Source organism: Shewanella sp. TB7-MNA-CIBAN-0143 (genome assembly GCF_040310065.1).
GTDB lineage: Bacteria > Pseudomonadota > Gammaproteobacteria > Enterobacterales > Shewanellaceae > Shewanella.
Genome location: NZ_JBEOPL010000013.1, coordinates 52,728 through 74,901, shown reverse-complemented (window position 1 = coordinate 74,901; position 22,174 = coordinate 52,728). Strand labels below are relative to the sequence as shown.

The 22,174-nt window shown below is 42.2% G+C and carries 19 protein-coding genes; 13 read left to right on the top strand and 6 right to left on the bottom strand.

Features of this window, described 5'->3' with window-relative positions; genetic code table 11:
- Positions 1-116 precede the first annotated feature (116 nt).
- Positions 117-1,175, bottom strand: coding sequence for an HlyD family secretion protein (locus AAEY97_RS12085; RefSeq protein WP_162023847.1), 1,059 nt, complete (start codon positions 1,173-1,175; stop codon positions 117-119).
- 8 nt (positions 1,176-1,183) lie between these two features.
- The gene (gene slyA, locus AAEY97_RS12080) at positions 1,184-1,669 is read right to left on the bottom strand and encodes a transcriptional regulator SlyA (RefSeq protein ID WP_101085289.1); all 486 of its coding nucleotides are present in this window, start codon (positions 1,667-1,669) and stop codon (positions 1,184-1,186) included.
- Positions 1,670-2,096: 427 nt separating this feature from the next.
- Here slyA and AAEY97_RS12075 point away from each other — a divergent pair, with 427 nt between their 5' ends.
- The 3 genes from AAEY97_RS12075 (at position 2,097) to AAEY97_RS12065 (ending at position 7,166) form a co-directional block, all read left to right on the top strand.
- Entirely contained in the window at positions 2,097-4,385 is a 2,289-nt protein-coding gene (locus AAEY97_RS12075) for a nitric-oxide reductase large subunit (RefSeq protein ID WP_350999024.1), read from the top strand.
- 142 nt (positions 4,386-4,527) lie between these two features.
- Positions 4,528-6,084, top strand: coding sequence for a nitric oxide reductase transcriptional regulator NorR (gene norR, locus AAEY97_RS12070; protein ID WP_162023849.1), 1,557 nt, complete (start codon positions 4,528-4,530; stop codon positions 6,082-6,084).
- 167 nt (positions 6,085-6,251) lie between these two features.
- The gene (locus AAEY97_RS12065; RefSeq protein WP_162024395.1) at positions 6,252-7,166 is read left to right on the top strand and encodes a L,D-transpeptidase family protein; all 915 of its coding nucleotides are present in this window, start codon (positions 6,252-6,254) and stop codon (positions 7,164-7,166) included.
- Positions 7,167-7,322: 156 nt separating this feature from the next.
- On the opposite strand, the gene AAEY97_RS12060 is transcribed toward AAEY97_RS12065, so the two are convergent.
- Positions 7,323-8,120, bottom strand: coding sequence for a polymer-forming cytoskeletal protein (locus tag AAEY97_RS12060; protein WP_162023850.1), 798 nt, complete (start codon positions 8,118-8,120; stop codon positions 7,323-7,325).
- Positions 8,121-8,296: 176 nt separating this feature from the next.
- Here AAEY97_RS12060 and zapE point away from each other — a divergent pair, with 176 nt between their 5' ends.
- The gene (gene zapE / locus AAEY97_RS12055) at positions 8,297-9,481 is read left to right on the top strand and encodes a cell division protein ZapE (protein WP_350999020.1); all 1,185 of its coding nucleotides are present in this window, start codon (positions 8,297-8,299) and stop codon (positions 9,479-9,481) included.
- Positions 9,482-9,534: 53 nt separating this feature from the next.
- Here the strand turns inward: zapE and AAEY97_RS12050 are convergent, their stop codons facing one another.
- Positions 9,535-9,819, bottom strand: coding sequence for a DUF3081 domain-containing protein (locus AAEY97_RS12050; RefSeq protein WP_101085284.1), 285 nt, complete (start codon positions 9,817-9,819; stop codon positions 9,535-9,537).
- A gap of 250 nt (positions 9,820-10,069) precedes the next feature.
- Between AAEY97_RS12050 and AAEY97_RS12045 the strand changes: the two genes are divergently transcribed.
- Positions 10,070-11,023 carry a sodium-dependent bicarbonate transport family permease gene (locus AAEY97_RS12045; RefSeq protein WP_350999017.1) on the top strand — a complete coding sequence of 318 codons (954 nt, stop codon included), beginning with the start codon at positions 10,070-10,072 and terminating at the stop codon, positions 11,021-11,023.
- Positions 11,024-11,251: 228 nt separating this feature from the next.
- On the opposite strand, the gene AAEY97_RS12040 is transcribed toward AAEY97_RS12045, so the two are convergent.
- On the bottom strand, positions 11,252-12,235 hold the full coding sequence (locus tag AAEY97_RS12040) for a sensor domain-containing diguanylate cyclase (protein ID WP_350999015.1): 984 nt from the start codon (positions 12,233-12,235) through the stop codon (positions 11,252-11,254).
- A gap of 86 nt (positions 12,236-12,321) precedes the next feature.
- Positions 12,322-15,177, bottom strand: a complete 2,856-nt coding sequence (glnE, locus tag AAEY97_RS12035) for a bifunctional [glutamate--ammonia ligase]-adenylyl-L-tyrosine phosphorylase/[glutamate--ammonia-ligase] adenylyltransferase (protein WP_101085281.1) — start codon at positions 15,175-15,177, stop codon at positions 12,322-12,324.
- Between the two features lie 157 nt (positions 15,178-15,334).
- Here glnE and AAEY97_RS12030 point away from each other — a divergent pair, with 157 nt between their 5' ends.
- The 8 genes from AAEY97_RS12030 to AAEY97_RS11995 all read left to right on the top strand — a co-directional run bounded on the left by AAEY97_RS12030 (position 15,335) and on the right by AAEY97_RS11995 (position 22,125).
- Positions 15,335-16,297, top strand: a complete 963-nt coding sequence (locus AAEY97_RS12030; protein ID WP_101085280.1) for a hypothetical protein — start codon at positions 15,335-15,337, stop codon at positions 16,295-16,297.
- 13 nt (positions 16,298-16,310) lie between these two features.
- A complete protein-coding gene (locus AAEY97_RS12025; protein ID WP_101085279.1) occupies positions 16,311-17,210 on the top strand; it encodes a DUF350 domain-containing protein in 900 nt (299 codons plus the stop codon).
- Positions 17,211-17,213: 3 nt separating this feature from the next.
- The gene (locus AAEY97_RS12020; RefSeq protein WP_350999012.1) at positions 17,214-18,974 is read left to right on the top strand and encodes a polyamine aminopropyltransferase; all 1,761 of its coding nucleotides are present in this window, start codon (positions 17,214-17,216) and stop codon (positions 18,972-18,974) included.
- A 79-nt stretch (positions 18,975-19,053) separates the two neighbouring features.
- Positions 19,054-19,467, top strand: coding sequence for a YjfI family protein (locus AAEY97_RS12015; RefSeq protein ID WP_101085277.1), 414 nt, complete (start codon positions 19,054-19,056; stop codon positions 19,465-19,467).
- A 10-nt stretch (positions 19,468-19,477) separates the two neighbouring features.
- Complete coding sequence (locus AAEY97_RS12010) at positions 19,478-20,167, top strand: PspA/IM30 family protein (protein ID WP_101085276.1); 690 nt, start codon at positions 19,478-19,480, stop codon at positions 20,165-20,167.
- 6 nt (positions 20,168-20,173) lie between these two features.
- Positions 20,174-20,827 (top strand): hypothetical protein, encoded by a 654-nt coding sequence (locus AAEY97_RS12005; RefSeq protein ID WP_162023855.1) that lies wholly within the window; start codon positions 20,174-20,176, stop codon positions 20,825-20,827.
- A gap of 23 nt (positions 20,828-20,850) precedes the next feature.
- A complete protein-coding gene (locus AAEY97_RS12000; RefSeq protein WP_101085274.1) occupies positions 20,851-21,186 on the top strand; it encodes a hypothetical protein in 336 nt (111 codons plus the stop codon).
- Positions 21,187-21,315: 129 nt separating this feature from the next.
- Positions 21,316-22,125, top strand: coding sequence for an ion transporter (locus tag AAEY97_RS11995; RefSeq protein ID WP_162023856.1), 810 nt, complete (start codon positions 21,316-21,318; stop codon positions 22,123-22,125).
- Positions 22,126-22,174 lie beyond the last annotated feature (49 nt).

Here is a 22,174-nt window from a genome sequence, read left to right as displayed (position 1 = left end):
TCAACCTACGACATTGATACAAGATACTGCACGCAAATAAATTAACCTGCAGCATTGCCTTGAGTGTGAATTGGTGTAATGAGTATTAACAATCAATATTGGGCTTAACTGCGGCGTTAATAGATATAATGCAGCGTGCTGATAACCTTAATTTGAACCTTGGCTAGAAAGCCAAGTAAACCGCTATTAGGTACTAATTGCACCGTTGCACGTGCTCCAGCGGGTAATGCATTAACGCCTTGGTGGTCAAGTTCAAGGTGTAAACGTAAGCGTTGAGCATCACGTACCCAACGTACCGATTCTTGCGGATCAGCTAAACGGCCATTGGCATCAAATTGCCCGGCACTCACACCGGCATCTACGGTACTCACTTTGGCATGATATAAACGTCCAGGTTGACCATCAAATGCAACAAGCGCAGTTGATTGTGGCTCAATACCGCGTAAACTTTTTTCTCTAAAATCAGCAATAATATCGACGTTTTCTGACACTACAGCTAATAGCGGCTGTCCAACAGTGGCAAAGCTGCCGACTTCTAACTGTAAGTTAGTCACCACGCCATTTTGGTCTGCGCGAATTTGAGTGTATGACAGGTTTAATTCTGCTTGAGCTAAACGATTTTGAGCTTGACGGACTTTTAAATTATCTTCGCCATTGCGTCCACGACTTACCACTAGCTTAGTTAAGCGAGCTTTAGCGGCAAGTAAATTGGCCTGCGCCGTGACGGCCTCACTTTGAGCTTGATCAGTTAACTGCTGCGATACACCTCGGGAGGCATACAGAGCATCAAGGCGTTTTGCTTCACTATTTCTCTGCTGTGCACTACTTTGATTTGCCTGAACATCTGCTTTGGCTGCTAGTATCGATGCATCAAGTTCAGCGTTATCTTGTTTTGCTTGCTCTAACGCCAATGTAGCTTGCTCAGCCGCTAACTCGTAAGGGGCTGAGTCGATGCTAAATAACACATCACCTTTAGCCACAAGTTGGTTATTTTCGACGGCAATAGATGCAATTTTACCACTGACTTGTGGCGTCACTTTAGTGACCATTCGTGTGGCCATGGCTTGCGGCGTCATAGGCATTACTGCATCGGCAAACATAAAGTAACCAAACACCATTACAAACATAAAAATAGCGATTTTAACGAGTCGAGCAAATTGTTGATCTGGGGTCATGTTATTTCTCATTCAGGAATTTTGTTGTCTTGTTCAGTGTTCTTATGCAGCGCAGCAAGAGCATTATCACTAATAAGACTAATGACACGTTCAAATTCACTTAATTCTTGACTGCTAATACCTGCAAGTAAATCTCGACGAACCAACATAATGCGGCTTTCCATCTGCTTAAGCATGTCGATGCCTTCAGGAGTTAAGCTGACTATTCGTGCTCGCTTATCGTTCTCGCAGCAGCGGCGCTGTATATATCCTTGCTGTTCTAACTGGCTCAAAGTGCGCATTAAAGAGGGCAATTCTATCTCTAAAGCATCGGCAAGCACCTTTTGGCTCACGTTATCGCCCAAGCGCAGTAACTTCCACAGCGCAGTCCAGCGAGGGTGAGTTAACCCTAATGGTACGAGCTCCGCGTCTGCAGCGGTGCGCCATAAACGATGTAATCGCCCTAAGTGCTCAGCAAGTGAAAGTTCTTTTAATCGCTCTAATTCTTTATACATAATAAATTGCCATTTAGTTAGCGTGCTAAGCATTATAACAACTTAGCATGCTAAGTAAATGGCTGATATTAATTAATCCATAAAACTTCTATAGCGTTGAAACTAATTTATTGATAACTGTGACTAAAAATGACTAGCGTTGATTACACGAACAATAAAGATTAGGCCTTTAGTCACATGACATTACGCGGAAAAGAGAACATGAGTGTTATTTAGACAAAGATGATCAGCATCACCAAAACAGAGTGTCAGTTTGACATTAACAGTCTTTTTGACACCAATAAAAAGGTGTCATTTTAACAGTAACCTGACGACAGGTAAAAATAAAAAACATTAATAACAGTAGCTTAATAACAATAAAAAGTTGGCACGACTTGTGTAATGCTCTGGTCATCTGTATCAAAATGACTTTGCGCTAAGAGGACTTATGAGCAAAAATAAACTCACCGGCATTGCACTGCTAATCGTGCTAGTGGCTTCCTTCACGGTATTACTCAGTTTAGGCAGCGGCATATATCGAGAAAAACCGCCGATTCCAACGGCTTTCATTGACACCAGTGGCCAACCCATATTTACCAAAAATGATATTGAGCAAGGTCAACTTGTATGGCGTTCAATGGGCGGGCATCAGTTAGGATCAATTTGGGGCCATGGTTCTTATGTGGCACCAGATTGGACTGCAGATTGGTTACATCGTGAAGCCCAAGCTTGGTTGTCTATCACCGCAAACGAGCGCTATAACCGCGATTTCACTGAACTCGATTCAGAACAGCAAGCCGGTTTAGAAAAAGGCTTAAGAGATGATATTCGCCATAACACAGTGATCAAAGGTACTGGGGGTGAAACTCACGTCGCGCTGTCAAATACCCGAATTGCGGCAATTAATGAAGTGACTAAGCACTATTTATCGTTATTTGGTGATGATCCTGCATTAAGTTCATTACGTGAACAATATGCCATGAAAGAAGGCACTATCACTGATGCTGAACATCGTGAATTGTTAAATGCCTTCCTCTTTTGGGGAGCGTGGGCTGCGGTAACTGAGCGCCCTGGTTATGATTATACTTACACCAATAACTGGCCATACGATCCACAAATTGGCAACGTCCCCACTTCAGACAACATTGTTTGGTCAGTACTAAGCTTAGTGACATTGCTTCTTGGTATTGGCATGCTGGCTTGGCATCACGCCACCTGCAAAGAGGAACCATTGCCAGAACCAGCCAAAGGTGATCCATTATTTTTTACTAAACCTACGCCATCGCAAAAAGCTGTCGGAAAGTATTTTGTTACTGCTATTGGACTGTTTTTACTGCAAATATTAGTTGGCGGAATTACTGCGCATTACGCAGTTGAAGGCCAAGAGTTTTATGGTTTCCCAATATCTGAAATTCTGCCTTATTCTGTTACCCGTACTTGGCATACTCAACTCGCAGTATTTTGGATTGCCACAGCATGGTTAGGCACAGGGCTATATATTGCCCCTGCACTATCAGGATACGAACCTAAGTATCAACGCTTAGGGGTAAACGTACTTTGGGTCGCGTTAGTCGTTATCGTTCTGGGTTCTATGGCTGGTGAATGGATTGGCGTACAACAATACTTTGACCTAGACATGAACTATTTATTCGGACATCAAGGATATGAGTACATTGATTTAGGACGCGTATGGCAAATATTATTGTTTGTGGGCTTATTAATTTGGACCGTGTTAATCACTGCAGCTATGCGTCCTGCATTAAAAGTTAACAGCGACATACTGCCGGCAATTTGGATTCTATACGCCTCTTGTGTCGCCATCGGCTTGTTTTATGGTGCAGGCCTGTTTATGGGCAAACACTCAAACCTTGCCATCGCAGAATACTGGCGCTGGTGGGTGGTGCACTTATGGGTAGAAGGCTTCTTTGAAACATTTGCAACAGCCGTTATCGCATTAATGCTCGTTCGCTTAGGTCTTATCCGTGCACGCAGTGCCAACGGTGCGGTATTATTCACAACAGTGGTGTTTTTAACTGGCGGCTTAATCGGCACTTTACATCATTTATACTTTACCGGTACTCAAACTTCAGTCATTGCTTGGGGAGCCATATTCTCGGCACTTGAAGTGGTGCCGTTAGCATTAATTGGTTTTGAAGCAGTGGGAACCTATCGTTTACGTAAAGCGAGCCCTTGGATGGAACGTTATCACTGGGTCATTATGTTCTTTGTGGCAACCTCATTTTGGAACTTAATTGGTGCAGGTGTATTAGGTTTCTTAATTAACCCACCAATATCGCTTTATTTTATCCAAGGGTTAAATACTACTGCGACACATTCTCATGGTGCATTTATGGGCGTGTACGGTATGTTAGGCATAGGGCTAATGCTATTCTGTTTACGCGGATTAACAGGCGATATGCAATGGAACCAAAAATACCTTAAAGGGGCATTCTGGACATTAAATATCGGCTTAGCAGCAATGCTGTTTATGTCATTATTGCCTGTCGGAATTGTGCAGTTCTTTGCGGTCATTGACCACGGCTATTGGTATGCTCGTTCACCTGCGGTGATCCACAGTGATTTAGTGGAAAGCCTTGTATGGACACGAATGTTCGGTGACATTATCTTCAGTATTGGTGGATTATTGATGGCGGCGTTCTTATTTGACATCATCAAGAAAGCCATTGCTAGCAAAGGCGTTAAAGCGAAACAAGCTAGTCCATTAACGATTAACTAAGTATGCATTAATAAACACGCTTTGATAACCATCATCAGGGGCCTTTGTGGCCCCTTTAGTTTCAACAATTTGGGCTTTACCCTTGTTGTTATATTCACACTTGTCATAATGACACTTATTATGTTCCTTTCTGGAGTTTAGCATGGCATTGAGACAAGCTGACTTAACCCGTATCGCACTTGATATCACGTCCAATTTATCTAAACGTGATCGATTCTCTCGTTTATTAACCACAGTAAGAGAAACCCTCGATTGTGATGCTGCTGCACTGTTATCGTTCCAGGGGCATCAATTCAAGCCATTAGCGATTGATGGACTGAGTGCGGATGTATTAGGACGGCGCTTTATTTTAAGTGAGCATCCGCGACTTGAAACCATTGCCCGAGCGGGTGATATTGTCCGTTTCCCTTCCAATAGCGAATTACCCGACCCTTACGATGGTTTAATCCCCAATGTAGATGGTGACTTAAAAGTGCATGCCTGCATCGGTTTACCATTATTCGCTAACGAGCAACTCATTGGCGCATTAACTATTGATGCATTAGATCCCAATAAGTTTGATCAATTCAGTAATAATGAACTGCGCAGCTTTAGCGCAATTGCAGCGGCTTCATTAAACAACGCATTGCTGATTGATAAACTTGAAAAACAAGCGTCAACGTTTACCATCCCCCATACCCAACCCTCTAGGCTATTAGACACAGAAACAGAAACCGAAATAATTGGTCAGGCCGATAATCTATTATCGCTGCTTAATGAAGTGAATGTGGTGGCAGAAACTGAACTCAACGTGTTGATTTTAGGAGAAACGGGTACCGGTAAAGAACTGATAGCCAAGCAGATCCATCAACAATCTGCACGAGCCAATAAACCACTGGAGTATTTAAACTGTGCTGCACTTGCTGAATCCGTTGCCGAAAGCGAACTCTTTGGTCATGTAAAAGGCGCGTTTACTGGCGCTATTAGCCATCGTAGCGGCAAATTTCAAGTAGCCGATAAAGGCACATTATTTTTAGATGAAATTGGTGAACTACCTCTTAACTTACAAGCAAAACTTCTGCGAGTACTGCAATTTGGCGACGTGCAAAAGGTCGGTGATGATCGTAGCTTAAAAGTCGATGTTCGTATTATTGCCGCAACCAATAAAGACCTAAAAAGCGAAGTATTGGCCGGACGATTTAGAGCAGATTTATACCATCGTTTAAGCGTGTTCCCGGTTATGGTTCCACCACTAAGAGAACGTCAACAAGATATCCATTTATTAGCGGGCTACTTTATCGAGCGCTATAGACAGCAATTACACTTGGCCCATTTAAGATTAGAGCCTTCATCATTGCAATTACTGGAGCAATATGACTGGCCTGGCAACATACGTGAACTTGAGCATTCCATTCATCGAGCCGCTGTTTTAGCTAAATCACAAAGCCAAAAAGATGGTTTATGCATCATTAACAACAGCCATTTTGAATTTGCACAGTCATCGCCTGATGCTATCCATTCAAACAAAAACCTGACGCTTAAACAGTCGGCAACATCTTTACCACAAACAAGCTTACGAGATGCAACAGATCAGTTTCAAAATCAATTTATCCAGCAAATATATACTCAGCAAGGGAGTAATTGGGCTGCAACCGCACGCCAATTGCAGATAGATTCAGGTAACTTACACAGGCTGGCTAAACGCTTAGGATTAAAATAAAAAAAGTAAAAAATTTCAGTTGAAATATTAGCCGTAATAAGTAACGATGCGCCCTAACCATCTGTACAAATGACCTGTACTAATTATTTGTACTAAATAGTCAAACTTGGCAAAATATTGTAGTCTGACTAATATAACGTCTGTTTTGGAATGATATAACCCTTATGATAAATTCGTTACGTTCTACTTTAATTGCAGCGACTGCCATTGTATTAAGTTTTTCGAGTGCTGCTGTTGAATATCGTCTACCGGCTGAAGGCAGTAATTTAGTAGGTGAAAATCAATATTATGTTGTTCCTGAGGGGAAACTAACCTTAGAGCAAATTGCTTCACAATTTCAGCTAGGGTTGACTAATTTATTAGAAGCTAATCCAGGTGTTGACCCATTCTTACCTAAACCGGGTAGCACATTACTGATCCCGCATCAGCTAATTCTACCTAACGCTAAAAGAGAAGGTGTGGTCATTAACTCTGCCGAGATGCGTTTGTATTATTATCCGAAGGGTAAAAATACCGTCGAAGTATTGCCTATTGGTATTGGTCAAATTGGTAAAGATACCCCTGAAAATTGGGTAACAACAGTACAACGTAAACGCGCTAATCCAACTTGGACACCTACGGTTAATATTCGTAAATCATACGCGGCTAAAGGGATAACATTACCGGCTGTATGGCCAGCAGGCGCTGACAACCCAATGGGTTTATTCGCCCTTTATGTCGGTAACTTGTATGCGGTTCACGGTACTAACGCCACGTTTGGTATTGGTTTACGGGTAAGTTCTGGCTGTGTTCGTTTACGCGATGAAGACATTGAACATTTATATAATAGCGTACCAGTTGGCACACGTGTTGAGTTTATTAACCAACCGATTAAAGCCACTGAAGAACCTGATGGTAACCGCTATTTAGAAGTTCATGAGCCACTGTCACGAACTCAAGCTGAATTTGATTCGTTAGAACCAGTAGCACTATCATTCGATAAAGCCATGACTCGCTTTGTTGCTCACCCAGACACTGACTCATTTACATTAAAACGATTACTTGAGCAACGTACTGGAATGCCAACTCGGATTAATCCATAAGCATTAATCCATAAGCATTAATCCATAAGACATAAAATGTTTGGATTTCTGCAAACATAACAAAATGGCTTTGTTAATTCAGTAAACACTGTGATTAACAAAGCCATTTTTTATATCAGCTTGATAGTTACTCCCAACTCAGGATAAGAAATGAAGTTACTTATCAGGTGTACTTATCGTCGACCCATTCTGATCAACATTATCACTGTCACTCACATTCTGACTATCACCCAGCGCTTCACTGGTTTGTGCTAATGCATGTAAATCTTCCATCGCCACATTAATGTCACTTTGACCGGCATTAATTAACTCTTCGGTTTGCTCGGCAAATGAAGTCTGTTGATCCATTTCTTGTAGAAGCGCGGCAGCATTTTCTTCTGTTATATTTAATGCTGATTGTGGGTATTGCTGAGCATTTGCTTGATTATTATCAGCTGACGGTGCTTGACCGCGATTTAGCATGGAGTTAATTGTCGGTTGCATAACCATAGCGGTAATAATCACGATTGCGGCGACAGCAACCAAACTAAGCTTACCCATAGAAATTGGCGTTTTCTTATCCGGCATTGAAGGAGTTTGATTGAGTTCGGAAAAACGTTCGCTATCAACCTGGGGTAACCCAGACGATTCAGGCCCTTTAGTGCGCATGCCGATAAATTGACCGCCATCATAAATTTCCATTTGATGACTGGATACTTCACCCTCGACAATACCCGAACTGACAATTATGAGTTTATTACAATGTAACGTGCCTTTGAATAAGCCAGACACTCGCAGCTCTTGACAAAAAACCTCACCTTCAACCACACCACTAGGTTCTATTTTTATTTGATCGGTTGAACTGATTTTACCCTTAGTTTGGCCCGCGATTATTGCTGGACCTTGAATATGCATATCACCTTCCAACGCCATATCGACACCAATATAGGTCATGCCCTTATTTTTATTATTCATTTTGGGTCCTTGTTAGGATTATTACTCTGGGTTATTACTCTTGGTTATTACTCTGGGTTAATCGTCTTTGTTGATAGATTGTTATTTTTATCACAAGAGCTTAAAGGAAATACACTTCATAATAAAGTAAGTCGTTAATGGTATAATACCCAGATCAACAATTTACCCTAAGTGCTATGTCGCCATTACAAGCTTACCAACAACGTCTTCAGCAAAATATTGTTGATGATCCTGCACAGCAGCAAGCAATACTCGCGCTTGATTTGCTTTATCAACAATGCCTCTCTGTTAATACAAACAGCCGAGGCTTATATTTATGGGGCGATGTGGGCCGAGGAAAAACCTTTTTGATGGACATGTTCTATCAAAGCTTGTGTGACCAGATTCAGTGCGATCAGATTCAGTGCAACCAGAGCATGTATAGCTCACAACATAAAACGGATAAAACCGTATTACGCCTGCACTTTCACCGTTTTATGGCCATGGTCCACCAGCAATTAAATCAAACTTCGGGGATACGTGATCCATTAACTCACATAGGCAAGCAGATTGCGGAGAAATATTCTGTTATTTGTTTTGATGAGTTTTTTGTCGCTGATATCGGTGATGCCATTTTACTCGGTCGATTATTTGAAACATTATTTCAGTCAGGCGTCATCTTAGTTGCAACCTCAAATGTACCAATAATCGACTTGTATAAAAATGGTTTACAACGCGATCGTTTTTTACCCACAATCGATCTGCTCCTACAATATACCCAATCGATCCACTTAGACGGTCAAATCGATCATCGCTTACATTTTAGCGCCGTAACGCCTACAACATCAGCCCGCTGGTTAACATTGCCGTCGGCAATAACGCCTCAAGCGGTGTTTACACTTTTGTGTCAACAATACCCACAAGCTAATGTCAGCATAATAAATACACCTGACTCAATTGATATTTGTCAGCGCACTATTGCCATTGAGGCTCAATATGGACAACTTGCTTGGTTTGAATTTTCAGCTTTGTGCCAAGGCCCACGTTCGGCATTGGATTACATTGAATTAGCTAGCCGATTTAGCCATATATTGCTCAGTAATGTGCCTACATTAGGCGGTGAAGTACGTAGTTGGATTAAAGCTCGCGGCACCGAAGATGGCGCATTAGCTACCACCACAGGCGAACGACAACTGGCGTATGCCAGTGAAGACGATCCGACTCGACGCTTTATTAGTTTAGTGGACGAATTGTATGATCAAAAAGTGATGTTAATCCTCAATAGCGACTGCAACTTAGAAGATTTATATATCGACGGGGCATTACAATTTGAATTTAGACGCACTTATAGCCGCCTGATTGAAATGCAACAATGGGTGTAAATAAGCCTGCAGCACTGAAATGAACCGCTTAACAGGCGAGTCTATGCAGTAGATTATGAAGCTTGATAGTTTTCAACATCATTAAAACGAAGTAAAAAGTTGTCAAGAGCATCATTGGTCGGGTAATCGAACTGATATTTATTGTGAAAAAATACTGTCAAGCTAACCTGAGCATCGGCTAAAGTAATGGTATAACCATCATGATCCGTTTGCGCACTGATTCCACACAACCAATAATCATGACCATTATGACCGTCTTCAAGCGCCCGCTTCTCACCATATTGCGTGACTTTGTTAAACACTTTCAACGCGCGGTGAATATCAATTTCATTTTTCATATCATGCTCTGCTATTAATGTTTTGCATTATCATTTAAGCATACTATACGCCATTTGCACTTAATAGATCAGCGAAGAAAAACATGATAGATCAACAAAGAACAACATGATAAACCAGCAAAGTACAACACGACTGATCAGCCTTAAATGGATAAGTTTACTATAGCAGTATTTTTTCGCTGAAAAGATTTCCCTTTGTTAACACAACAAGGCAGAATCGCGATACTTTATAACAGACAGAACCTATACCATGCCTGATATTGTGATTGCCTTTTTTGCCCTCGGTTTGCTTGCCGGGTTGATAAAGTCTGATTTAAAAGTCCCTAAAGCAACCTACGAAACCCTATCTATCTTACTTATGCTTACGCTAGGACTAAAAGGTGGCATGGCACTGCATGGAGAAACTGCCAATTTAGCGATCACCGAATTACTGTCTGTTATTGCACTTGGATTCATTATCCCACTTAGCCTTTATCCTCTACTGCGAAAATTAATTCAATTACCGCAAAAAGAAGCCATAAGTATCGCTGCTCATTACGGCTCTGTGAGTGCGGGAACATTTGCCGTGGTGATGACCATGGTCGATCAATCTCAGTGGCCTTTACGACCTGAAACAACGTTGTATCTAGTGTTACTCGAATTGCCTGCAATTATTATCATGCTTTGGCTACACCGCTACTTACAAGCAAAAGTAGCAGACGATAGCCAACACTCTTCGGCAGGCAGCGTATTACATGAAGCGCTGACAAGCCGCGGAGTCGTATTACTCTGTGGAGGGGTGATCATAGGCTGGATATATGGCACTAGTGGCATGGCACCACTTACACCAATGTTATTGGGTGGTTTTAAAACGTTATTAGCACTGTTCTTATTAGAAATGGGGATTAGTACCGCCAAAGTATGCTTCCCTATTCCTTACAAACAATGGCGTTTATTGGTATTTGCTGCGGTAATTCCATTTATTTTAGCTTGGGCGGGTATCGGCTTAGGCGTGTTACTTGATTTACCTTCTGGCAGCATATTAGTACTTGCAGGCTTAAGTGCAAGTGCGTCTTATATTGCTGCGCCGGCCGCAATTAAGGCTGCAATACCAGACGCTAATATTGGTTTAGCGATGTTGGCATCACTCGGAATAACGTTCCCAATAAACGTATTAATTGGTTTACCTATCTATAAAATGTGGATAGAACAGATACTAAGCTGAGCATTGATACACTCATAACCGTGCTGGTAAATCGATGTTAACGGCTGTTGTTAACGGCTCTTGTCTACAATGGTTGTTAGCGTTGATTTAATTCGTGACGGATGTGCAAAAGAATAATGGTTGCGCCAAGTGTATTATCTGCAGCGGCTCAACGAGTTTAACGTTTGTAGCTTATCAAATCAGTTACATGCGCAGATAAAAACACCAATATCATCAACTTAATAAGCGCTATTTAATATCCGTTGGTGTTCTCTGGTGATGTATTGCTTTATCGATAAACATGGCTTTATCGACCTTAACCAAATAATCATTTAACGATAATGACTGCCTAGCTTGTCGATGCGCCACGCCCTTACTGTACTTTAATTGGTATGGTTTACCACTGTGCAGATTATGTTGATTAACGCACTGTTGAAAACGTTGTAATACATTATTAACACTAATTTCATCGCTTTGGCTCAGCATTACCACAAATTCATCACCAGCAAAGCGGGCAATAATATCCGATTCGCGGAAGCTGTCGATCAATAAGCCAGCAAAAGTCCTCAAGGCAGTATCACCTTCTTCATGGCCAAAATTGTCATTAATTGCTTTAAAATAATCTAAATCAAAGAAAATTAAGCACGTTGCAAAATCAAGCCTATCACCATAAGCAAGCGTCTTATTAGCGAGTAATTCAAAGCCACGACGATTAGAAATACCGGTTAGCGCATCTAAGGTATTTTGCTGAATCGACAGCAGTTCTTCTGCGACAATTTTGCCAAGGTCTTCCAAGGCATCTTCATCATCTTTAGAGAAAGATCTCGGCTTGTCATCGATAATACACAAGGTACCTACCCTCACACCATTAGGCATAGTCAACGGATAGCCGGCATAAAATCGAATCTTAGGTGCCGCCAATACAAGCGGATTGTCGGCAAAACGTTCATCTTTTAGTGTGTCTGGCACAACTAAAACATGTTGTTGATTAATAGTATGACCACAAAATGAAATATCACGCCGGGTTTCGCATACATCCAACCCCTGCACAGACTTGAACCATTGGCGATCGGAGTCGATTAAACTCACCACACTAATTGACACTGAAAACAATCGCTTAGCCAACCGAGTGATACGATCAAAACGTTCTTCAGCGATCGTGTCGAGCACGTTCAGCCCTCGAAGCGTTTCGAGTCGAGTGTATTCATTGTCAGGTATCGGTGCCAGCAGCATTAAACAACCTATTCAATCAAAATAATAGTTCTATAATCAAAGCAGTTAAGTGACTAAATATCAACCTAATCTACTTTGATTAATGTTTAAACCGATAGAATTTCATTATAAATTTCAATTACACTGTCGATTTTTTGTTGCACACTTTGTATGGGTAATTTACCGGGCAACTGTTGTAATGTCAGTTCATGATTCTCGTCACGCAGCCAGCAATAGGTTTGGGTTAAATGTTGGGCTTGCATGATGGGTAATAACTCCAACTCCGCCAACACTTCAAAGATACGCACATTATCAGACCAAATGGTTAATTCCTGATATTGATGAGCATTCGCTAACACTAAGTACTGAGCGATAAACTCTATGTCTGCAATACCACCAGCACTCTGTTTTAGATCAAATTGCCCTGGTTCAACTTGCAACAAGTGCTCACGCATTTTTATGCGCATGTCTTTGACCGCTTTGGCTAATACCTCTTTATCACGCTCTATTTTCAATATTTTCGCACGTAAATCACTAAAACGACCGGCAAGCGAATAATCACCAAATACAAAACGAGATCGCACTAATGCTTGATGCTCCCAAGTCCACGCTTCTTGTTGTAAATAGGTACCAAAATGCTCAATCTCACTCACCAACAAACCAGAAGCACCTGACGGACGTAAGCGCATATCCACTTCATATAACTCACCAGACGTTGTCCGGGTAGCAAATAAATGCACAATACGTTGGGCAAGCTTGAGGTAGAAATGGCCGATATCAATAGGACGCTTACCATCAGTTGTGCCAGCACCTGTGTGGCCGTGTAGAAACACCAAATCTAAATCAGAACCATAACCCAGCTCAATCCCACCTAACTTACCGTAACCAATGACGGCAAAACCCATGTTACTTGGGCTGGTTCCTGCAGGTATGCCATGGCGAGATGCCACCTGATGCCAAGCTTGTAGTACAACTTGCTCGATAATGGCTTCAGCTAAAAAGGTTAAATGATCGCTAACCTGCATGACAGGTAATACCCCAGTAACATCTGCGGCCGCAATCTTAAGCTGCTGAGACAATTTAAACTGCCGCAACGCTTCCATTTGCTGTTCCATGTCATCTTCAGGTACACGTAATAAATACTGGCGTAATTCACTAGGATAATCATCAATCGAAGTAATGTCATACAGCTGCGACGGATCAATTAACTCATCGAGCAGCATTGGGAAATTCGCCAGCTCACGGGCAATCCAAGGGCTTGCACAACACAAACTCACTAATTGCTGTCTAGCGCCTGGGTTTTCACATAAGAGCTCTAGATAGGTAGTACGAGTTAAAATTTTATCCAGCACTTTAGCTACTGGTTTAAACGCCTGGCTCGGTTTAGTTTGAGTCACTAACTCTTCAAGCAACTTGGGCATTAATTTATCTAGCGTTTCACGTCCTCGAGGTCCGATAGAACGTTTCGACACCGTTTGATGCCACTCATTTAATAGTGGCCATAATTCGGCATCATCGATTTGTTGCTCTTGCAACAAGGCGTTAGCGTGTTCATCTTGCTGCACATTCCAAAATAAAGCAGTCCAATGATCATTGTGTTCATGGCTGTCAGTACCACCCACAGTTGCATTAAAATGGCCATGAATGGTGACCATTGCTTGATTAATTTTTTGACGAAGTTCGGCTTCATCGGCCATGTCTAGCGGATAACATAAACGTTGCCAATCGAGCTCATTATTAGGCAGGGTTTGCGTTTGCTTATCGTCAATCGCTTGCAACAAGTTTTCCACTCGACGCAATATAATATAACTGTGTTTAAGCTCATCAACCGCTAAGTATTCCAATTGCCCTAAGCTGTACAAGGTATCAATGGCGCCAAATAAACTTTGCTGACGCAATGCAGGCTCGCGGCCACCACGGATCAACTGAAAACTTTGCACCACGAATTCAACTTCGCGGATCCCGCCGGCGCCAAGCTTAATATTATCGGTTAACTGACGACGCCTAACTTCTTGGGCGATTAATTGCTTCATTTTACGCAGTGATTCAATCGCAGAAAAATCAATATAACGGCGATAAACAAATGGTCGTAGTAGGTCATGCAACTCATCGCAATAGCCAGACCAAGGTCCAAGTACGCGCGCTTTGACCATGGCATAACGCTCCCAATCACGACCTTGCTCTTGGTAATAGTCTTCTAAACCGCTAAAACTGACCACCAAAGGACCACTTTCACCATAAGGTCGTAGACGCATGTCGACACGGAAAACGAATCCATCCACGGTGACTTGGTCGAGTAAATTCACCAAGCGTTGTCCCATGCGGATAAAAAATTGCTGATTTGCCTGAGTTCGTCGACCGCCAACGGTTTCACCATGTTCTGGAAAGGTAAAAATTAAGTCGATGTCTGATGAAAAGTTAAGTTCACGACCACCCAGTTTACCCATGCCTAAAATCAATAAGGGTTGTGGCTTACCTTCAGCACTTGTTGGTGTGCCGTATTGTTGACACATCTCTTGATATAACCAATCACGTCCAGCAATTACCAATGCCTCTGCTAATGCAGATAAATCGAGTAATGACTCTTCAACTGGGGTGTAATTTAAAAAATCACGCCACGCTAAGCGCACCATTTGCAGATTACGATAACGACGTAAGGCAGACTTAACTTGCTCTTCTTGAGTTAACTCAGCTAATAGCGAATGTAACTGAGCATCAAACTCACTGCGCACAACATCACTTAATAAGCCATCAAATAACTGCACAATCCATTCTGGATGACGACAAAGTTGCTCACCCATATAGTCACTTAAGCCAAATACGGCCTTTAACTCTTGCTGTTGCATGGCTGTCAGTGCTGTTTTAGCTTCTGGCCAAACGTCGCAGAGTCTTAACCAGTAACGATCTGCGCTGTCTAGCATCGCTGCAGATAATACCTTGTTACTTTGGTTTTGCATGGCAATAATGATCCCTATAGAAAATGAACGTTGGACATATTATGTCGTGAATGGTATATCTATCAGCCAGTCAAATGATCAGATTAATATCATTGACACTAAGATTACTATAACCTGTGTCATATTGAATTAGCACATGAAAAATCTACATTTTGGAGAAAACATGGTAGGTCACCTCCCACGTGTACTCACATTGATAACGGTATTGTTTGTTGCCTTAACCCTTGGCGGTTGCGGTGACGATAGACCGGAACAAATTGCTAAGTACCAGCAACTGACCCAACAACGACTTGATCTGTTGGCCAGTTCGCTCGATAACAATCAGTTACGCAATGCGACGTTACTCAAACAATACACTCGAGTTCTCGCTCAGCGTCAATCCGACTTAACCCCATTACTAGAAGAATTGGCTAAAGATGCCAGCACTGAAGGGCCAATGTTTAAGTCATTAACGCGTCGTTACAAAGACTTAAACGACAGCGCTAATTTTATTGATTTAGACCAACAGTTAGCTGAAGCACAGAATATTTATCAAGCCGCTGACACCAGTTTGTATAACGATATGCTGTCTGATCCAGTCAATGTTGTTGCCGATATGTCTAAAGGGCAACTCGCTCGAGTTAATGCTATTAGCCGTGAGGCTGAAGCCCTAGCAAATGGCACCGAAGGCAGTGGTGCAGGCAGCCAACTTGTGGGTAATCCTGCATATGGTAGCTGGCAAAATAATTCAAGCGGCACCTCCATTTGGGCTTGGTATGGCATGTATGCGATGTTTTCTAACTTCTCCCGCCCAATAGGCTACGGTAGTTGGTCGGGTAACCGTGGTTACAGCTATTATAATGATGTGGGACGTTACCGTTACACTTCACCAAAACAAGCAACTTCGCAAACCAAAACCTTTGAACAAACCAAGAAACGTTTTAACAGCCAAGGGAAACGATTCGACAGCCCTTATGCAAAAGCTCGAACAGGCTCTACTAGCTTGTCACGTCAAAGTACCAGTGCACCCAAAGCTAATAGCACCACTCAGAGCGCGAGTAGAAAATTTCGTTCGAGCTACTCAAAAGACAGCAGTTTCCGTAACTCAAGCAGCCGCACTAGTCGCGGTGTTAGCCGTGGAAAATAGGTAAGGACTCACCATGACATTTTTTCAAGAATATGGCTTAACTCAACATTTGGCGATTATTTTAGCCATTGATTTAACCATCGCTATCATTTTGCTGACGCTAATGCGTTATTTGCAGGGGTGGAGCGTTAAAGTCAACAGCAGTGCAGAGTTAGCCGAGCGCGACAACTTTGCCTTTGGGATCAGTACCGCTGGTGCTGTGGCGGCTTTAGGTATTGTGCTAACTGGCGCTATCACAGGCGAAGCGGCTCCGTCTTATTTAACTGAAGCGATTGGCATGTCTGCATACGGCTTGTTTGGCTTAATATTGATTAAATTAGGCCGTTTTTTACATGATAAAATCGCCTTAAATGAATTTGCTAAAAACGATGAGATTCTTAAAGGTAATATTTCTGTTGCTGTGGTTGATGCTGCTGCAGCCATAGCCACTGCCATTATTATCCGCGCGGTATTAATGTGGGCTGAAGATATTACTCTAGATACCTTTATCGCTATTTTTAGTGCCTTTTTAATCTCACAACTGATGTTAGTCATACTCACCCGACTACGTGAAAAGCGTTATGCCAAACGTAATCAAGGCGCGTCAATGCAACAAGCGTTAACTCAGGGCCAAACGGCATTAGCACTGCGTCACAGCGGCTACATGATTGCCATGGCACTAAGCTTTAATGCGGCGAGTCATTTTATTGCGTATGACCCAACAGCCCATGTAAGCAACATTATTGGTTGGTGCGCATTCTCATTGATTATGCTGGTGGTATTATCGTTATTAATAACCATAGTGAAAAAAATGGTGTTAGCCGGTATCAATCTTGCTGAAGAAGTTGAGAAACAACAAAACATCGGTATTGCAGCCGTTGAAATGGCGATTAGTATTGCCGTTGCCCTTATTCTCACGGCGTTAATGGCTTAATCTATGACAACACCTTTGCTCGATGATCTTCCCGCTAACACTACACAGGGGGACTCGCAGCAAAGTTCCCCTCCATCCCGTCAAGTATCATGGTTTGATGATGCCTTATTACTCGGCATTATGGCCTCGTTGGCGGGATGCGGTCTTATTTATGAATACTTATTATCACACTATGCAGGTCGCATTCTCGGCGCATTAGAAGCCGCCATTTACACCATGATTGGTCTAATGATTGTGTCTATGGGTGTGGGCGCTTTTGCCGCACGTAAAATAAAATGCGCTTTTACTGGCTTTGCCATGCTTGAATTAACCGTAGCACTGTGTGGCTCTTTTGCCATTATCATTACCGCAGCGGTCATCGGATTCGGTCAACAACTGCCGTTAACCATCGCCAATACACTCGGCCTACCGCCAGATCATTTACCCAATGGTGGCTTTATTGCCAGTTTGCAAACTCTCAGTACATATTTACCTTATGTTTGGGGTGTATTACTCGGGTTAATGATTGGTATGGAAATTCCACTTATTGCCCGCGTTCGACAATCATTGTCTGAAGCGCACTTACTGCATAATGCCGGCACCATATATGGTGCCGATTACATTGGCGCTGGAATAGGCGCCGCAATCTGGGTCGGTTTTATGCTGGCCATTGATATTCAATTAGCTGCTGCGCTTACAGCGAGCGTTAACCTACTCGCTGGACTGGTGTTTATTTGGCGTTTTTGGTCAAAAATAAATCATGTAAAATTGCTGCTTATCGGCCATATTATTGCCAGTGTGGTGATTGGCATATTAGCCGTTAAAGGCCCGAGCTGGGAACAGCATTTTAATAATCTTTTGTATAAAGATCATGTGGTTTATGCCAAAGCGACCCGCTTTCAGCAGCTCAATTTTACTGAGCGTTTGCGCGGTGGTGGTTTACCTCCCGTTTATAATTTATACATCAATGGTCGGTTACAATTTTCAAGCAGCGACGAGCACATCTATCATAGCTTTTTGGTTCATCCAACATTGGCTGCCAGCGCACGGCACGATAACGTGCTCATTATTGGTGGTGGTGATGGCTTAGGACTAAAGCAAGTACTCAAATGGCAACCTAAAGCGGTTACCTTAATGGATTTAGATAAAGACTTACTGGCACTGTTTAAATGGCCACCAGCAGATATGCCACAACGCTTACAGGATGCATTACTGGCGTTAAACGGCGATGCGTTAAACGATCCACGCTTAACCTTAATGGTCGACGATGCATTTAACGGGGTTGATAAGCTAATTCAAAATGGCAAAATGTTTGATGCCATTATTGTTGACTTACCCGACCCAAGTCATCCTGATTTAAACAAACTGTATTCAGACTTATTTTATCGTAAGCTTAATGAATTACTTAGCGCCGATGGCGTGATAACGGTGCAATCAACCTCACCTTATCATGCGCCAAAAGCGTTTATATCGGTTGGTAAAACACTGACTGCTGCAGGGTTTAATGTAAAACAGTATCACCATAATGTCCCTAGCTTTGGTGAATGGGGTTGGAGCATTGGCAGTAAAATGGGTAAAAACCCACAACAACGTCTTGCTGCACTAACAGATATACCGGTACCAGAAGAATGGCTAACCCCAGGACTTATTCACGCTTCATTTGAATTCCCAAAGAATTTCTATGCCGATATAGACAACATCAAAGTAAACGAAATTGGTTCATTACAGCTGTATTACTACCACTTAGCGGCTTGGTCAGAAAATGAAGTAATTAATCTTTTTTAATTGGACCAGATAGCGCTTGACATATTATGTCTAGATGCTATCTTTACTCACAGACATAATATGTCAATTAAGGACGAATATGAACATCCATACTATTGCAGGTCACCTAAACGGACTATGCGATCACAGCAAAACCGGTTTTCAGTTTGATTGTTATCCGATTGACGGTGATGTTGAAGTGTTACAAGTCAATATTGTCGGCCGAGAAGAAATTCCGGTGTTTGTATCAGTAACTGACAACCAAATATTGTGTATCAGTTACTTGTGGGGCGAAAACGAAGTAAACCAAGCTCGCCGCGCTGAAATGTTCGAGACCATGTTAGAGCTCAACATTCCAATGCCATTATCATCGTTTGCTAAAATTGATGATAAATATGTGGTTTACGGGGCATTATCTGTGCAATCAAGCATGGAAGAAATTGAACAAGAATTAGCAGTACTGTCAGACAACTGTCTGGAAGTCATCGACGAACTCGTCGAATTTTTAATCTAAGGAGCCAATTATGGGCATTCTAAACAAGATTCTTACAGCGTTTCGTGGTGGTGCAACTGAAGTTGGCCAAAATATCGTTGACTCAAACTCAACCCGAATTTTTGAACAAGAAATTCGTGATGCAGAAAAACATTTAACTCGCGCTAAACGTGAATTGACTGACGTTATGGCTAAAGAAATGCAAGCCAGCCGCGAAATTGATCGCCTAAAGCGTAGTGTTGTTGAGCACGAAGGCTATGTCACCCAAGCGCTAGACAAAGGCAACGAAGCTTTAGCAATTGAAATAGCTGAAAAGATCGCTCAGCTAGACGAAGAATTAGCTGAACAACAAACAGCCAATGATAGCTTTAGCTCACATGCAGTGCGTTTAAAAGATTTAGTGAAGAAGACTGAGCGTCAGTTAAATGATTATCAACGTCAACTTACTATGGTTAAAACCACTGAAAGCGTGCAAAAAGCCACTGCAACTATCACTGACTCATTTGCGTCAAGTAATTCAAAACTGCTTAACGCTAAAGATTCACTAGAGCGCATCAAAGCACGTCAACAACAGTTTGATGACCGCTTAAAAGCGTCAGAAACATTAGCTGAAGAGAATAGCGATAAGTCATTACATGCCAAGCTAGCTGAAGCAGGTATTGGTGAGCAAAAGTCGAATGCTAATGCTGTGCTAGATCGCATTAAAGCACGTAAAGGTTAAGCTATTATGGGATTTCTTAGTGGCCTATTCGGCAAAAAAGAAGCCCCGAAGCGTAAGCTTGACCATCCAAATAAACTGCTCAAAGGTGATATGATCACCTTTGATGACAGTTTTGCTTTGCCTACGCAATTGCGCGGGCAACAGCTTAAGGTTGAAGCTATTCATACTTATGAATACCAACGCTCGCAGCTTTGTGAATTCTTATTACGTGGCCATAGCGGCACCGCAATCTATTTATCCTACGTGCAAGAAGACGAATCTTACTTAAGTATTTCAATCAAAATCAACCGCGCTGTGGTTGAACAATTGTTTGAACTTGACGCATTTGCTGAAATATTTGAAGAACCAGGCAAAGCAACGCTGACATTGCAGGCACTTCCTGCCGAGTTAGCCGCTGAGTTCGATAAATGGCTCAGTGATGAATATCATCAAGTTGAATTTGCCGGTTTTGGTTACTTCCATCGTCAAGATTATCGCGACCTAAAGCCTCCTCAAAATGACGATGATGCTCGCGGTGAAGGTTTTGAAGGTTACAGTTTGGCTAATGCTGATGACTCTCACGCGGTTGATATTGAAGTTTACGAAAGTGGAGACACTGAAGTGATGTTGACTTTATATCGCCCACTGACCGATATTAGAGAGTATTGGCCAGCAAGCTGATACAGGTAGGAGACGATTTTCTAATGAGTTCAGGCAAACCGTTACCAGAGAAATGGCTTAAAAACCAACAAGCTGCAAAAGCAACCCAAGTGGCTTTTGATCTGGATGAGAAATTTCAATACTCAATCCGAAAAGAAGCCTTAGATAAAGGCGTCAGTCCTTCAGACCAAATCAGGACCATACTTGGACTCTCTGTATCCAAACGTCCAAAGCGTCCTCGTTTAACTGTGTCATTAAATGCTGAAGATTATGTGATTTTAGCCCAGAAATACGGCTTAGAATCTGAGTCGCAGCTGGAAATCAAAAAGCGCGTATTAGATGATTTGGTCCACTTCGTTGATACTAAATCGTCAAAATAAACACCGTTATCAGCACAATACATTAACTAAAAACAACGCACCAGACACTTGTCTTGTGCGTTTTTTGTTATGATAAACTCAACATCTTAACAAAGCCTCACGGCGAACGAATGCAAACGGACTTATTATATGCTCGAATCTAAACGTTGGTCGGTCAAAAATGTCGATGGCCCAAGTCCATTCGAACTCGCAATGATGGTGTTATCACTGATCTCTGTGGTGATAGTACTCACGATTACCTTTGGTAAGTTAGACGCTGAAACCAACAAAGTACTGCTGTATATAGACACTACAATCTGCATGATTTTTATGACCAAGTTTTTCCATGGTTTGTTCAAAGCACGTAATAAAGCCTTTTACTTTAGGCACCATTGGATAGACTTTGTTGCCAGCATTCCAGCCATTGAAGCACTGCGTATCGCCCGTATATTCCAAATATTAAGGGTTATTCGTTTAATCCGCATGAGCCGGTCATTATTAATCCCATTATTGCGTCAGCGAAAACAATCTACATTGGCCAGTTTACTGGTGGCGATGGTATTAATTTTGGCCACTGCATCTGTACTTATTTTACTAGTAGAAAGCACTGAACCTAACGCCAATATCCAAACAGCAGAGCAAGCTATTTGGTGGGCATTAGTGACCATATCAACCGTCGGTTACGGTGACTTCTATCCCGTCAGTACGGTAGGCCATATCATCGGTGGATTAGTGATCATTAGTGGTGTCAGCTTTTTCGGAGTGATATCCGGTTATATGGCATCTGTTTTCGTCGCACCAGATGAGCAAGAACGTAACGAAGCGCAAGAGGCTCAAGCAGCGCATAAAGCAGAAATCAATACCAAGCTAGAACAAGCGCTAGAGCGCATGGAGCACAATCAGCAGCAAATGATCGAAGAAATTGCTACCTTACGTAATCAACTCGGACAAGGTAAATAGCTTCTGCTCTGCAATATCGTCAGCAGGAAAAAAGATTGCTTAAAAATGT